The sequence below is a fragment of the Neorhizobium puerariae genome, from assembly GCF_042429745.1.
GTDB lineage: Bacteria > Pseudomonadota > Alphaproteobacteria > Rhizobiales > Rhizobiaceae > Neorhizobium > Neorhizobium puerariae.
Genome location: NZ_JBHMAA010000036.1, coordinates 68,925 through 83,110 on the forward strand (window position 1 = coordinate 68,925; position 14,186 = coordinate 83,110).

Genomic DNA, 14,186 nt, shown 5'->3' on the forward strand with positions numbered 1-14,186 from the left:
GGGTCGCAGACCGTCCGCCGGAGCGGGTTCGCTCCACAGAACGTTTCAATTCGCCTCTGAAAGGCCCTAAGCCGCGTCGCTGCGACGCCGGTCCGCGCGGCGCTCGCCGGCGCCGGCGTGGAACGAGACGCGGGGGTCGCGCGTCTTGAAGCGCTCGATCTTCTCCGACAGGGTCTCGACACGCCGCCGCAGGCCATGGATCTCGGCATTGTTCTCCTCGACCATGGCCGCGTTGCGCTGGGTGATGAGTTCCACTTCCTGCACGGCGCGGGTCACCTCGTTGATGCCCGTCGACTGCTCTCCGGTGGCGGCGGAAATCTCGGCGACCAGTTTGCGGACATCGGTGATGTGCGAGATGATCGCGGTCAGCGCCGAACCGGTCTCTTCTACGAGATGCACGCCGCTGCTGACCTGCGTCGAGCTGACTGAAATGAGCCCCTTGATCTCGCGCGCCGCGCCGGCGCAGCGCTGCGCCAGTTCGCGGACTTCCTGGGCGACGACCGCGAAGCCGCGCCCCGCCTCGCCCGCGCGCGCCGCCTCGACACCGGCATTCAGCGCCAGCAGGTTGGTCTGGAAGGCGATTTCGTCGATCACGCCGATGATCGTCGCGATCTTCTCGGACGAACGGCTGATTTCGCCCATGGCGTCGACCGCGCGGGCCACGACATCACCGGAACGGACCGCGAATTCCTCCGTCTCGTTGACGGAGATCGAGGTCTGCCTCGCGCTTTCGGCCGTCGAACGGACGATCTCGCCGAGATGCCGCAGCGCCCGCGAGCTTTCCTCAAGCGCCGCGGCCTGCTGCTCGGTGCGGCGGGCCAGATCGTCCGCCGAGGATGCGAGATTGCCCGTGCCGCCGTCGATCTCGTCCGCCGTGGAGCGGACATCGGCCAGGGTCGCGCGAAGGGTCTCCACGGCCTGATTGTAGGTGCGCGCCATTTCGACGAAATCCTCCGGCATGTTCTCGTCCATGCCGCGTTCGAGGTCGCCCTCGGCCAGCTTGCCGAGCACCTCGGAAAGCGCGGTGAGCGCCTGGCGCTGTTCGGCGGCGATGCGGGCGCGCTCGGCAGCGCGACGTTCCGCCTCGGCGCCTGAAAGCTCGCGGGCCGCGGCGGCTTCCTCCTCCAGGCGGACATTCTCCAGCGCCGCATCGCGGAAGACGGTCACCGACCGGACCATGTCGCCGATTTCGTCACCCCGTTCGCGGCCTTCGATCTTCACCTCCAGATCGCCGGCGGCGAGCCGCTTCATGACCTCGGTGACGCGGCGCAACGGGCCGCGCAGGGTTTCGACCAGCATCAGGCCGCCGACGATGGCGAGCAGCGTGCCGGCCACCATGGCGACGATCGAAAACCGGGCGGAGCGTTCGCTGTCTTCCTTGCCGACTTCCTGGGCCTGGGCGACGAAGTTCTTCAGCCCCGCCATGCCGGCCGTCAGGGTTTCGGCGGCGGTTGCGCGCGCCTTCCTCCACTCGTCGGCGATCGCCAGGAGCTGGGCCGTCTCCTTCTCCATGGATGCCAGTCGCGGCTGCAGTTGCGGCGCGAATTCACGCATGGCCGGGTTGCGGGCAAGTTCGGAAACCTCCGCGCTCGCCTGGCCGAGCTTTGCCATCGCCTCCAGAACGACCTTGCGCGCCTCTTCCGTCTGGGTGGCGCGCAGGCGCTCGACATGGAGCTGTATGGCGTCGATGAGACGCAGCGATTCCGCGCTGCGGTCGAGGAGCGTGCGCAGCGTGGTCACCTCGCTCTCGATATTTGCGAAACGCGACGCCGCATTGCCCGCCTTGTTGGTGACTTCCTTCTCCATATCGGCCTGGTATTTCATGAAACCGCTGGCGGCGATCCTGATCGCCTGCGCCTTCTGGGGCACGGGCTGGTCGCTCTTCAGAAGAGCGGCCAGTCCATCGATCGCATCGTGGATCGGCACGAGCTGCTTGGCCCCGCTCGGCGTCAGGAAGGACTGCACCTCCTCGAAGGTCTTCGCCAGTATGCCGAGATACATGTCCGCGGTGCTGATGGCCCCGTCGTCCGTACCGGTCGCGCGGACGGAATTGCGAAGCTCGCCGATCTGTTCGGCGATCGCCTTGTAGGCATAGGCTTCGAGCACCATGCCCTTGGCGAATTTCTCCTTGCCTTCGAACTGCTTGCGGACGTTGGCGACCTGGTCGGAAACGCCGGTTGCAACGGCGCGGATATCGTCGATGTTTCGATCCAGCGCCGAGGCGTTCCGGTCGCGCTTCTGCTTGACGGCCCAGAGCGTGTCGACGTCCGCGCCGAGCTTTGGCGCGAGGCCGGCAACCGCCGCGATGCGCTCGCGATCGCCATCGCCGACGAGCAGCCCTTCAAGCGTCTTCACGCCGTTCCGCTGCCTGTCGATGCCGGCCCTCAAGGCGGCGAGCGACGTCTCGTCCGGCCTGTCCGTGAATTCCTGCAGCCCCGCCTGGAGATTCTCGAAATCGCCGATGTTCTCGATCGTCGCGCGCGTCACGGTCATGTGGCCGTTCAGCATGCTCGCAGTGTAGTAGCCGGCAAGGCCGACGCCCGCGATCAGGAGGACCAGCGGAACGACGAAAAGAAGGACCTTGGTGACAATCCTGCGGCTTTGAAGAAGACGATCTATGAACGACATTTTTCCCCCACGGCAAACCATGCGCCGGATTCGCGTCTCAAGACATTCGCGATGGCAACGGCACGATTCCGGCCTCATGCGGGAACTGATGCAACGCAGAGTCGTCAAATTCGGTTGAACAAGGGTTAATCCGGGACCCTTATAATTCACCCCGTCACATCTTTTTGCATGCAGGGCACCCACGGCCTCTACCCAAAAGAGTACCGCGAGGAACGCAAACGGACTGGCGACGGGTAAGCCGTTGCTTTAAGAGACTTACGGTATTGGAGGAATCGCAATGGCATCGACGGAGAATTCGCGCGGCGCGCTCTTCATGTCGCTCGCCATGGCGGCTTTCACCTGCAACGATGCACTCATCAAATCCATCACGTCCGAACTCGGCATCGCCCAGATCATGGCGGTGCGCGGCGTCATCGCCACGATCCTGATCTATGGCGTGGCGCGTTATCTCGGCGTCGCGATGTCGCTCAAGGCCGTCATGCAGCCGCTGGTCCTGCTGCGCACCTTCTTCGAGATCGGCGCCACGCTTACCTTCCTCTCGGCCCTCGCCCATATCGAATTCGCCTCTGCGTCCTCGATCATGCAATCGCTGCCGCTCGCGGTGACGCTGGGCGCCGCGCTTTTCCTCGGGGAGCCGGTCGGCTGGCGTCGCTGGACGGCGATCGCCGTCGGTTTCCTCGGCGTCATCATCATCATCCGGCCGGGGCCGGAGGGTTTTACGCCGGCCGCCCTGTTCGCCGTCGCCGCCTGCTTCTTCACGGCAAGCCGCGACATCACGACGAAGCGGATCGCGGACGACATCCCGACGCTGACCGTGACGCTCTTCACATCGCTCGCCAATACCTTCGTCGGAGCGATCCTGATCGCGCCCATGGGCGGCTGGCAGCCGGTCAGCTCCAATGCGCTCATGCACCTGACACTCGCCTCCGTCCTGGTCTTTGCCGGTTATCAGGCAATCATCAAGTCGATGCGCATCGGGGAGATTTCCTTCGTCGCGCCCTTCCGCTACACGGGCCTTCTCTGGGCTCTTACAATCAGCGTCTTCCTGTTCGGCGAACGGCCCAACGCCTATATGCTCACGGGCGCCGCCATTGTCATCGGCTCCGGCCTCTACACCTTCTATCGCGAACGCAAGCGGCAAAGCGTCGTGGGTGAAAAGGCCAGCACCGCACCGCCGGCCTGACGGGAGCGGCGGCAGGCGTGAAAGAGAGGCAGGACGACGTGCAGCAGAGCCGGTTTCTGGACAGACGAACCCCACCGCATATCCTGACGCTCGTCGTCTGCGCCGGGCTGGCGGCCCTTTCGCTCAACGTCTTCCTGCCGTCGCTATCGGCGATGGCGGTTCATTTCGGCACCGATTATGCCGTCATGCAGCTCGCCGTCTCCGGCTATATCGCCGGCACCGCCCTCCTCCAGCTCGTGCTCGGCCCGCTTTCCGATATCTTCGGCCGGCGCCGGGTGATGATCTGCAGCATCCTCATCCTCCTCGTCGGCACGCTGATCTGCCTCACCGCGTCGAATGTCACCGTCTTCATGATCGGCCGGCTGCTGCAGACGGCAGTGGTGGCGGGTTTCGTGCTGCCGCGCGCCATCATCCGGGACACCGTGCCGATGGAAGGGGCGGCCTCGATGATCGCCTATGTCACCATGGGCATGTCGCTGGTGCCGATGATCGCGCCGACGGTCGGCGGCACGCTCAGCGATCTCTTCGGATGGGAGGCGAATTTCGTCCTGATCCTGGGGCTCGGCCTGCTGACCCTGACGCTCGTCTCCATCGATCTCGGCGAAACGAACCGCACGCCCGCCGCGAGCTTCACCGCCCAGTTCCTGAGCTGGCCGGACCTGTTCCGGTCGCGCCGCTTCTGGGGCTATACGCTCACCTCGACCTTTTCGTCCGGCGTTTTCTTCGCCTTCCTCGGCGGCGCGCCCTTCATCGGCACGGCGATCTACCACCTGACGCCCACCATGCTCGGCGTGCAATTCTTCCTGATCGCCACCGGCTACATGGTCGGCAATTTCATCTCGGGACGGTATACGCGCCGCCTCGGCACGATGACCATGATGATCTCGGGCAGCGTCGTCAGCCTGATCGGCGTCGGCATCACCACTGCGCTGCTCTTCGGCGAGGTCGCATCCGCCACCGCCTTCTTCGCGCCTCTGGCGCTGACCGGCGTCGGCAACGGATTGACGCTGCCGAGCTCGAACGCGGGGATCGTCAGCGTGAGGCCGCATCTTGCCGGCTCCGCCTCCGGGCTTGGCGGCGCGATCACCGTCGGCGGCGGCGCGGCGATGTCGACGATCGCGGCGGCCGTTCTGAAGGAGGACGGCGGCGCGATGCCGCTGCTCCTGGTGATGGGCCTTTCGACCGTGCTCGCCCTGGCCGCCACCGAATACGTCCGCCAGATCGACCGTCGCGAAGGCGCGATCGAAACGAGGAGCGACGACTGATGGCCACCATTCACCGCCCCCCGGGCCTGATCCTTGCCGGCGGCAGATCGAGCCGCATGGGCGCCATCAAGGCATTCCTCGACATCGGCGGCGTCACCATCCTCTCGCACATCGTGCGGCGGCTCGCTCCCCAGGTTTCGGCAATCACACTCAATGCGCCGGAGGACTTTCCCAATCCGCTGGGTTTCGGCCTCCTGCCCGACCGGATCGGAAACCACATCGGTCCGCTTGCCGGCGTGCTTTCCGGCCTGCGCGACATCGAGGCCCGCGGCGCGGCCGCCACCCATCTCCTGACCGTTCCATCCGACAGCCCTTTCGTGCCGGCCGATCTTGCCGAGCGCCTGCGGGCGGCAACCGATAATCCGGATGCGGTCGTCATCGCCGCCTCGGACGGACGCAGCCATCCGGTCTTCGGGCTCTGGCCGGTTTCAGTCGCCGACGATCTCGAGGCCTGGCTCGGCGATCCCGACAACCGGCGCATCAAGGCCTTCCTCCGGCGTCACCCCATGGTGACCGTCGAATTCCCGCTGATCGACACGGCGCGCGGCCCGCTCGACCCCTTCTTCAACATCAACACGCCCGAGGACCTCGAAGAGGCCCGCAATTTCGCGAAGGAGCTTGCGTGACACCTCCCCGCGTCTTCGGCATTTCCGGCTGGAAGAATTCCGGCAAGACAGGCCTTGCCGAACGGCTGGTCGCGGAACTGACCCGCCGGGGCTACCGGATCTCGACGATCAAGCACGCCCATCACGACTTCGACATCGACAAGCCGGGCGCGGATTCTTTCCGGCACCGCGAGGCCGGCGCGCATGAGGTGGCGATCGTGTCGGGCGCCCGCTTCGCCATCATGCACGAGCTGCGCGACGAGCCCGAGCCCCGTCTCGACGATATCCTGGCGCGCCTCGCCCCTTGCGATCTCGTGCTGATCGAAGGCTACAAGCGCGAGCCGGTGCCGAAGATCGAGGCCCGGCGGCTGGACGCCCGGAGCAGGGAGCCGCTCGCGCCGAACGACCCGCACATCGTCGCCATCGCAGCCGACCATCCGGTCATGGAAAACGCGCTGCCCGTCTTCGGCCTCGACGACACGGCGGCGATCGCCGATTTCATCGTGACAGCGACGGGACTTGCTCGCTAGACCTTGCCCCGGTGCTCGACGAGATAGCGCGTCGCCAGCGCCACATGCCGGGGGATCGGCTTGTCCTTGCGGTAATCGGCGACAAGACGGCGCGAGATTTCAAGCGCGGAGGCCATGCCTTCCAGGCTCATGCCAAGCGTGTCCATTGCATCCCGAAAATCACTGTTGCGAATGTGACGGGCGGAAGCGCCGCAAGCCGCACAGCTGAAAATTCGAGGTCCTCGCCAGGCCACTGCAGACAATTACGATCTTCGCTGACGATCATCCGGCGGAACAGCTCGTCATCCTGACGAAGCGGAATGTAGATACGCCGGCTCTCCAGCGCGGGTGCGAGGTCGACGACGCTCGCCTCTCCACCATCCCAGACAATCCGTACCCTGCGCCCGTCAAGCGGAACGGCCTCGGCAATCCGAGGCAAAGGGTTTCCAACCGCGATGATATCGTCATCTTACATTGAGACGTTGCCAGGCATCCTCCAACACCTCCCGGTTTTCGGTCACCCAGGCCATGGCTGTCCCGAGGCTGCGCCGATCGATCGAACCCGCCGGGATTTCCAGCTTGGCAAGCCCTATCAGAACTTCATGATCCGGCGTGACGACATGAAAATGAGGCGGATGATGATCATCGGCAAAAATCTGGATCTTCAGGTTTCCTAAGCTTTACGATGGTCGGCATCATCCATCCCCGCGAGATTCCAAATATTGCGCATGACGCACTATTTCAATGCAAAAAGCCGCCGGATCGCTCCGGCGGCCTTGTCTTTCGGTGAACGGCGATCCTACCGGTTCGAGGCGACCGGCTTCACCAGCGGGGTGATGCGGCGGATCGTGACGCGGCGGTTCTCCTGGTTCGGGCCATCGGTCTGAACCTTGAGATACCGTTCGCCGTAACCCTGGGTCGTCAGGTTTTCCGGCGGAATGCCGAAGGCGTCCGTCAGAACCCGGGCCACCGATTCCGCCCGCTCGTCGGAAAGGATCAGGTTGTCGTTGTCGGAACCCACCGCATCCGTATGGCCCTCGATGAGGAAGGTTTCAGACGGGTCCTTGCCCAGCACCTTGTTGATCGCATCGGCAACCCGGCGCAGCGAGCTTGCCTGGTTCATCGGGATCTCGGCGCTGCCTGTCGCAAAGGTGATCGTGTCGAGGTCGATGCGCGGCACCTTGTCACGGATGCGGGCCGAATAGCGGACCTCGTCGAGCGTGTAGACGCGCTCCACGCGCTCCACCGGCGGCTGCTCCAGGAATTCGTAATAATCCCTGTCCGGCTCGCTCGACGTGTCGATGATATAGTTGTCGATCGGCACGCTGAGACGCATCGGCGGCAGGTCATAACCGGGATCACGCCAGACATGGTCCGAGCCGCGGCGTTCATCCGCAAGTTCCGGCGCATAGTAGAGGACATATTCGTCCCCGCCCCGCAGGACGCGGCTGCGCTGGATGATCTCGCCATAACGGTTGCGGACGGTGACGATGCGGGTGCCGTCATCCCGCACAATCACTTCGCGGACCTGTCCGTCACGAAGCCGCTCGTAGACCGGAGCGCGGCCGCGCTCGTCGTAGAAGCGGCGGCTGTCGTCGTGGCGCACGAAGGTCTGGTCGTCGATCGAGATGATGGTGCGGGCGCCGTCGCGATCCCGCTCGCGGTCCCGGTCCCGGCCGATTTCCTCGCGGAACTCCCAGCCCCGGGGCCGCTCGAATTGCGGGCGCCGGTCGAGGCGTTCGCCGCGCTCCTGGATCATCGCGCGGACCTGCTCCTCCTGCTCGCGGCTGAGCGGGGCGCCCGCCTGCGCTTCGGCATCGGATCTCGGCGGCGCGACCTGCTGCTGGTCGGCCTGTTCCGCCGGCCTGCGGCGCGGGCGGTCGCCGTCACGCGGCGGACGCGGACGCTCCTTGGCGCTGTCGAGCACGGCGGCACCGTTCTCGACCGGCAGCACGACCTGTTCCCCCTCGCGGGCGGAAGCGGGGTCGCGGGCGATCTGGCGCGCCCGCTCGATCTGCTCGGGCGTGCGCGGCGGCTGGGGCCGCGTCTGCGGCTGATCGCCCGCCTGCCGGCCACCATCGGCGGGTTGCCCCGCATTCCGCTCTGCGTCCGGCTGCGCGGGCTGTTCCGACTGGGTGCGCTGCGGCTGGCCCGGCAAGGGCCGGGGACGCTGGCCGTCCGTCGTCTGTTCGCGCGGCTGATCCGCAGGCGGCTGGGGACGCTGGCCTTCGGTCGTCTGACGGCGCGGCTGTTCGGTAGCAGGCTGCTGAGGCTGCTGGCCCTCCGTCGTCTGACGGCGTGGCTGGTCCGCAGGCGGCTGGGGCTGCTGGCCTTCCGTCGTCTGGCGGCGTGGCTGCTCGCGCGGCGGCTGTCCCTCGGCGTTCTCCCGGGCCGGATTTCCGGGCGCGGTTTCCTGCGTGCTTTCCGGCGTTGCGGCACGGTCGTTCACGCGCGGACGCGGCGGCGTCACGGCCTGGCCGTCTGCCGGCGCCGTGTTGCGCTCCTGGGCATTCCGGCGCGGCGGCTGACGGTCGGTGCCTTCCGGCGCCGGCTGCTGCTGCGTTTGCCTCGATGCGGGCTGTTCGGCCTGGGGCGCGGCCTGATCGCGCTGGCGATCGCGGCGCGGCGGAGCCACGTCGCCGCCCTGCCCCTCAGCCGCGTTGTCCTGCTGACGACGTTGCGGACGTTCGCCGCCGCCCTGGTCCTGACCCGACTGCTGCTGTTGCTGGCGGCGCAGCAGGCGTTCGGCATCGCCCTGCCCCTGGTCGGCCTGCTGCTGGCGGCGCTGCGGACGTTCCGCCGGCGCTTCCGCGGCCGGACGTTCGGCCTGCGGAGCCTGGCGCGGGGCGGCCTCACGCGGGGCTGCTTCACGGGGCGCCGCTTCCGGAGCGGCCTCGCGCTGGCGCCGCGGCTGCTCTTCCTGCTGGGCCCGGGGAGACGGCGCCTGCTGCCGCTGGCGGTCGCCCTGCCCCCGATCGCCGCCCTGATCGCGCCGGGGCCGCTGCTGCTCTTCGCCGCCTGCCTCGCCTTCCTGCGCCCGCCGCTTCTTCAACTGCAGCGGGTCTTCGTCCTGGACCTTGACGATGCCGGGCATCTGACCGGCTTCGATGGTGGGGTTCGGGGGAAGGGCCAGGGCCGGCTGCATCATCAGCGGCAGCGAGATAAACGGCGCTGCGGCGCTGGCGAACAGTCTGAATTTCCTCGACATCGACATTTCCTCTTTTCGGGTGAATCCCTTTCGTGCGCGTCCTTTATTGCCAGCCAGGGCGGACTTACGCGGCGGCTGAAACGGAATCAGCCGGAAATCGTTCCTTCATACCATCTTCCCGGCGGCATGAACCGCGTGTGAATGCCCCGTTCATGTTCCGGAATTCATGCCCCGGCTCCGCGCCCGCTCCGGCGCCCGCCGCGGGAAGACGGGGCGGCTTCAAATCCGCGACGCCACGCAGACGTGCACGTAAAATGCCGTTGCAATTTTGTCCGAGGCGGTATCTATAAATTGCAGACGGGGCGAGAGTGCCCCGCTTCCTCGCGGCGAAACAAAGGTCAATACGCCGCCGAGGCCGCCAACAGAGAGGATCATCATGAACATCTCCACCCGATTCCTCGCCGCTGCTTCCGTCGCGGCGCTGTCGCTTTTCGCCGGTTCGGCGAATGCCCAGGAAAAGCTCGTGATCGGTACGGAAGGGGCCTATCCGCCCTTCAACAACCTCGAGGCCAACGGCGAGCTGACCGGCTTCGACATCGATATCGCAAAGGCGCTCTGCGAGGAGATGAAGGTCACCTGCACATTCGTGACCAATGACTGGGACGGCATCATTCCGGCGCTGCAGTCGAAGAAGTTCGACGCGATCGTCGCCTCCATGTCGATCACCCCGGAACGCAAGGAGCAGGTCACCTTCTCCAAGAAGTACTACAACACCCCGCCGGCAATCGCCGTGCCGAAGGATTCGCCGATCACCGCAGCCACGGCGGCGGGCCTCAAGGGCAAGACGATCGGCGCCCAGGGTTCGACCACCCATTCCAACTACGCCGAAAAGCACATGCCGGATTCCGAGCTGAAGCTCTATCCGACCGCCGATGAATACAAGCTCGACATCGCCAACGGCCGCATCGACGCCGTCATCGACGATGTCGTCGTGCTTTCCGAATGGGTGAAGTCGGACGCGGGCAAGTGCTGCAAGATCCTCGCCCCCCTGCCGCTCGATCCCGAGATCAACGGCGAAGGCGCCGGCATTGCCGTCCGCAAGGGGGAAACCGCGCTTGCCGACAAGTTCTCCGCCGCGGTCGCCGCGATCCGCGCCAACGGCAAGTACAAGGCCATCAACGACAAATATTTCGATTTCGACGTCTACGGCGACAAGTAAGCGCCACGGGACCCCGATAATCCGGCGGGAGGCTTGCCCTTCCGCCGTTTTTCTTTTTAATGAAGCCAAGACAAGAGCGGCACGACAGAAGCCGCAGGGGAAAACGACCTTATGAGCGGATTCTTTTCCGCCCTCTCCACGACACTCGATCCGCTTTGCGGACCTGTTGGCATTTTCTCGCTGTTCGGCGCGGGATCGCTGGTCGCCTGCGGCGACGCGGGATGGGGAGATGAAATCGCCGCGGGCGTCCGGATGACGATCTCGCTGGCCATCGTGACGCTGCCCGTGGGATTGATCATCGGTTTCCTGATCGCGCTTGCGGCACAGTCGGAGGACAAGCTGTTGAGGCTTGCCGCCGGCATCTACACGACGATCTTCCGGGGCCTGCCGGAACTGCTGACGCTTTTCCTCATCTATTACGGCCTGCAGATTCTCATTCAGGCGCTTCTCTCCTGGATGGGCTACGAGGAGCGGATCGAGATCAATGCCTTCGTGGCGGGTGTCACGGCACTGTCGGTGGTCTTCTCCTCCTATTCGTCGGAAGTGCTGCTTTCCGCCTTCAGGGCCATTCCGCGCGGCCAGTACGAAGCCGGCGACGCGCTCGGCCTTCGTCGCTGGCGGACCATGCGCCTTGTCGTCATGCCGCAGTTGATCCGCATCGCGCTGCCGGGCCTCACCAATCTCTGGCTGATCCTGCTCAAGGATACGTCCTACGCCTCCGCGATCGGGCTTGCCGAAATCCTCCGCCAGACGGGCATCGCCGCCCGCGTCAGCAAGGAAGCCTTCTTCTTCTACGGCATCGCCTGCCTGCTCTACCTCATACTGGCCACCCTCTCCTCGGTCGGCCTCGGATTCCTGGAGCGCAACGTCAGGCGTTCGGAGGGCCGCCGATGACGGTCGTGACGGAACTCATCCCGCCGCGTCCGGCGCCGCCCCTCGCCAGGCGCAAGATCACCGGCGCGCGCATTGCCGCGATCGCGGTCCTGGCGCTCTGGGCGCTGCTTGCCGGCGCGCTCGTCCTGACCGTCATCACCGGTTGGGACGAGGCCAAATTCCTGCGTTACGGGCCGCGTTACCTCAACGGCCTCTGGACGACGATTTCGCTGGTCACCCTGGGGATCATCTTCGGGGCCGTGCTCTCGCTGCCGATCGCATTCGCGCGCATGTCGGACAACCGCGTGCTGAACACGATCGCCTATGTCTATGTCTATGTCTTCCGCAGCACCCCGCTGCTCGCCCAGCTTTTCCTGATCTATTACGGCCTCGGCAGCTTCAGGACGGGGCTCGAAACCGTCGGGCTGTGGTGGTTCTTCCGCGACGCCTGGTTCTGCGGCCTGCTGTCCTTCGTTCTGAACACCGCCGCATATCAGGCCGAAATCCTGCGCGGCGCCATACAGAGCGTGCCGCGCGGCCAGCACGAGGGAGCCGCGGCGCTCGGCATTTCCAAGTACATCGCCTTTCGCAAGATCATCCTGCCGCAGGCCCTGATCGTCGCGCTGCGGCCCTATGGCAACGAAATCATCCTGATGATCAAGGGCTCCGCGGTCGTGGCGATCGTCACGGTCTACGACCTGATGGGCGAGACGCGCTATGCCTTCTCGCGCACCTTCGACTACCAGACCTATCTCTGGGCGGCGATATTCTATCTTGCCATCGTCGAAACGCTGAGGCACGTCTGGGCCTTCCTCGAAGCCCGCCTCACGCGCCATCTGAAACGTTAGCAGCACTCAATCCAAATCGCTGCTAACATATTGTAAAATTTCACGAATACGCCTTTATAGAGCAATTGTAAAGCCTCAGTTAACCGTGGCATGCTCACCTTGTCGGGTGACGTTGAAACGTCATCCGAAAACAAGAAGTGGGAACTGCCGATGTCTGAAATGGAAATGATGCTGAAGGGCTACGGCCTGACGACAGCCCAGATCTTCTACCACCTGCCCGATCATCCCGTGCTGCTGCAGAGCTATATCTGGCAGGACTACGACCTCGCTCCGGACTTTCCGGAGATGAAGGGGTTCCTGAAGTTCTGGCAGGAGAAGCTCGACGGACCGCTGCATTCGGTCCGCTACGTTCACCGCAAGCTGATCTCGGCGAGCGAATGGCGCGCCGTGAAGGGAGAAATCATCCTGCATTGAGGAAAGCTGCTCGATTCCGAATGGATCGTCACGCCCCGCGGTGATTGCCAAAAGGCGATCGTCGGCTTAAAGCCCTCCCGAAACGAAGGACAAGCCGATGAAGAAGATCGACGAGGAAGCGCTGGCCGAAGCCTATAACCGGGCTCTGGCACTGGAGAAGGCGGGCGATATCGACGCGGCCGTGAAGGCCTACGAGGACGTGCTGGCGATCGATCCGGAAGATCATGGCGGCGCCGCCGTGCGGATCGCGTCCATGGGGCGCGGCGAAACGCCGCCCAAGGCGCCGGACGCCTATGTCGAAACCCTCTTCGACCAGCACGCCGAAAGCTTCGAGGACATCCTGGTCGAGCAGCTCGGTTATGCCGTGCCGGTCATGGTGCGCCAGCGCCTGCAGGAACTGGAGCTCGGGCCGTTCAAGCGCATGCTGGACCTCGGCTGCGGCACCGGCCTCACGGGCGGCACGCTGCGCGACATGGCCGACGACATCACCGGCATCGACATTTCCGAGAACATGGTCGAGATCGCCCACGAAAAGGACCTCTACGAGACGCTTTACGTCGCGGAGGCCGAGGATTTCCTGGAAGACAACGACGAGGAGCCGTTCGACCTGGTGACCGCCACGGACGTGCTGCCCTATCTCGGCGCGCTGGAACCGCTCTTCTTCGGCGCAGCGGAAAACATGGTCGCCGGCGGCGTCTTCGTCTTTTCGTCGGAAACATTGCCGGAAGGGGATGCCGATGGCCGCCCCTATATCGTCGGACCGCACCAGCGCTTCCTTCACACGGAGGCCTATATCCGCGCCCGGCTTGCCGACACCGGTTTCGACGTGGTCGAAATGTCGCAGATCAACGTGCGCATGCAGGACGGGCATCCGAGCCCTGGCCATCTGGTCATCGTCCGGCTGAAAGGCTAAACCTCCTCCGCATGGAGGATTCTGCATGACGCCCCAGCGCTATCTTCTCGCCCAGGCCTATAACAACGCCTGGGCCAACCACCGGCTGCTCAAGGCCTGCGGCCGGCTTTCGCCGGAAGAGCTTGCGGCGACGCGCGTCGGCTTCTTCCCGTCGATCGTCCATACGCTGAACCATATCCTGACGGTCGACTGGCTCTATGTCAGCGCGCTCGAAGGCGATTGCGTGGGGGCTGCCGCCTTCGAGCCGGAAATTCCCTTTCCCGTCCTTGCCGACCTCGAACGCGAGCAGCGCGCGGCCGACCGGCGTCTTATCCATCACTGTCGCAGCATCGATGCGGAGACACTCGCCCAGGAAGTCCGCCTCCCGCGCGCGGACCATGTGCAGGTGGAAACCGCCGATCGCGTGCTGCTGCACCTCTTCCAGCACCAGATCCACCACCGCGGCCAGGTTCACGCCATGCTGTCGGGAACCTCCGTGGCCCCGCCGCAGCTCGACGAATTCTTCGCCGCGGACGAGGAAGAATTGCGCAGACAGGATTTTGCCGAACTCGGCTTCACCGAAGCCATGATCTGGAGTTGAT

Annotated in this window: 16 protein-coding genes; 10 read left to right on the forward strand and 6 right to left on the reverse strand. The window is 65.0% G+C overall.

The genetic code is table 11. The annotated features are described in order from the left end of the window. Positions 1-66 precede the first annotated feature (66 nt). Complete coding sequence (locus ACFFP0_RS27570; RefSeq protein WP_377265422.1) at positions 67-2,628, reverse strand: methyl-accepting chemotaxis protein; 2,562 nt, start codon at positions 2,626-2,628, stop codon at positions 67-69. A gap of 277 nt (positions 2,629-2,905) precedes the next feature. Here ACFFP0_RS27570 and ACFFP0_RS27575 point away from each other — a divergent pair, with 277 nt between their 5' ends. From ACFFP0_RS27575 to mobB, 4 genes are read left to right on the forward strand one after another with little or no spacing between them, the layout of a single operon-like run. Beyond that, on the forward strand, positions 2,906-3,811 hold the full coding sequence (locus ACFFP0_RS27575) for a DMT family transporter (RefSeq protein ID WP_377265423.1): 906 nt from the start codon (positions 2,906-2,908) through the stop codon (positions 3,809-3,811). Positions 3,812-3,849: 38 nt separating this feature from the next. After that, a complete protein-coding gene (locus tag ACFFP0_RS27580) occupies positions 3,850-5,076 on the forward strand; it encodes a multidrug effflux MFS transporter (RefSeq protein WP_377265506.1) in 1,227 nt (408 codons plus the stop codon). Continuing rightward, a complete protein-coding gene (gene mobA, locus ACFFP0_RS27585; RefSeq protein WP_377265424.1) occupies positions 5,076-5,702 on the forward strand; it encodes a molybdenum cofactor guanylyltransferase MobA in 627 nt (208 codons plus the stop codon). The genes ACFFP0_RS27580 and mobA overlap by 1 nt, the downstream gene beginning before the upstream one ends. Beyond that, complete coding sequence (gene mobB, locus ACFFP0_RS27590; protein WP_377265425.1) at positions 5,699-6,211, forward strand: molybdopterin-guanine dinucleotide biosynthesis protein B; 513 nt, start codon at positions 5,699-5,701, stop codon at positions 6,209-6,211. The genes mobA and mobB overlap by 4 nt, the downstream gene beginning before the upstream one ends. On the opposite strand, the gene ACFFP0_RS27595 is transcribed toward mobB, so the two are convergent. The 5 genes from ACFFP0_RS27595 to ACFFP0_RS27615 form a co-directional block, all read right to left on the reverse strand. Then, positions 6,208-6,342: a hypothetical protein gene (locus ACFFP0_RS27595; RefSeq protein WP_377265426.1), complete on the reverse strand. Its 135-nt coding sequence runs from the start codon at positions 6,340-6,342 to the stop codon at positions 6,208-6,210. The two genes, mobB and ACFFP0_RS27595, sit on opposite strands and share 4 nt — an antisense overlap. After that, complete coding sequence (locus ACFFP0_RS27600) at positions 6,339-6,629, reverse strand: DUF2442 domain-containing protein (protein WP_377265427.1); 291 nt, start codon at positions 6,627-6,629, stop codon at positions 6,339-6,341. Before ACFFP0_RS27600 ends, ACFFP0_RS27595 begins: the two co-directional genes overlap by 4 nt. Before the next feature lie 25 nt (positions 6,630-6,654). After that, on the reverse strand, positions 6,655-6,858 hold the full coding sequence (locus ACFFP0_RS27605; protein WP_377265507.1) for a DUF4160 domain-containing protein: 204 nt from the start codon (positions 6,856-6,858) through the stop codon (positions 6,655-6,657). A gap of 131 nt (positions 6,859-6,989) precedes the next feature. Then, a complete protein-coding gene (locus ACFFP0_RS27610; RefSeq protein WP_377265428.1) occupies positions 6,990-9,398 on the reverse strand; it encodes an OmpA family protein in 2,409 nt (802 codons plus the stop codon). A 219-nt stretch (positions 9,399-9,617) separates the two neighbouring features. Continuing rightward, positions 9,618-9,782 carry a hypothetical protein gene (locus ACFFP0_RS27615; RefSeq protein WP_377265429.1) on the reverse strand — a complete coding sequence of 55 codons (165 nt, stop codon included), beginning with the start codon at positions 9,780-9,782 and terminating at the stop codon, positions 9,618-9,620. Here ACFFP0_RS27615 and ACFFP0_RS27620 point away from each other — a divergent pair. From ACFFP0_RS27620 to ACFFP0_RS27645, 6 genes are all read left to right on the forward strand, one after another. After that, positions 9,775-10,557, forward strand: coding sequence for an ABC transporter substrate-binding protein (locus tag ACFFP0_RS27620; RefSeq protein WP_377265430.1), 783 nt, complete (start codon positions 9,775-9,777; stop codon positions 10,555-10,557). The genes ACFFP0_RS27615 and ACFFP0_RS27620 overlap by 8 nt on opposite strands. Before the next feature lie 111 nt (positions 10,558-10,668). Further along, positions 10,669-11,451, forward strand: coding sequence for an ABC transporter permease (locus ACFFP0_RS27625; protein WP_377265431.1), 783 nt, complete (start codon positions 10,669-10,671; stop codon positions 11,449-11,451). Next, a complete protein-coding gene (locus ACFFP0_RS27630; protein WP_377265432.1) occupies positions 11,448-12,278 on the forward strand; it encodes an ABC transporter permease in 831 nt (276 codons plus the stop codon). Before ACFFP0_RS27625 ends, ACFFP0_RS27630 begins: the two co-directional genes overlap by 4 nt. Before the next feature lie 150 nt (positions 12,279-12,428). Beyond that, positions 12,429-12,692 carry an usg protein gene (locus tag ACFFP0_RS27635; protein WP_377265433.1) on the forward strand — a complete coding sequence of 88 codons (264 nt, stop codon included), beginning with the start codon at positions 12,429-12,431 and terminating at the stop codon, positions 12,690-12,692. 97 nt (positions 12,693-12,789) lie between these two features. Beyond that, positions 12,790-13,605 carry a class I SAM-dependent methyltransferase gene (locus ACFFP0_RS27640; protein WP_377265434.1) on the forward strand — a complete coding sequence of 272 codons (816 nt, stop codon included), beginning with the start codon at positions 12,790-12,792 and terminating at the stop codon, positions 13,603-13,605. A 25-nt stretch (positions 13,606-13,630) separates the two neighbouring features. Then, the gene (locus tag ACFFP0_RS27645; RefSeq protein WP_377265435.1) at positions 13,631-14,185 is read left to right on the forward strand and encodes a DinB family protein; all 555 of its coding nucleotides are present in this window, start codon (positions 13,631-13,633) and stop codon (positions 14,183-14,185) included. Position 14,186 lies beyond the last annotated feature (1 nt).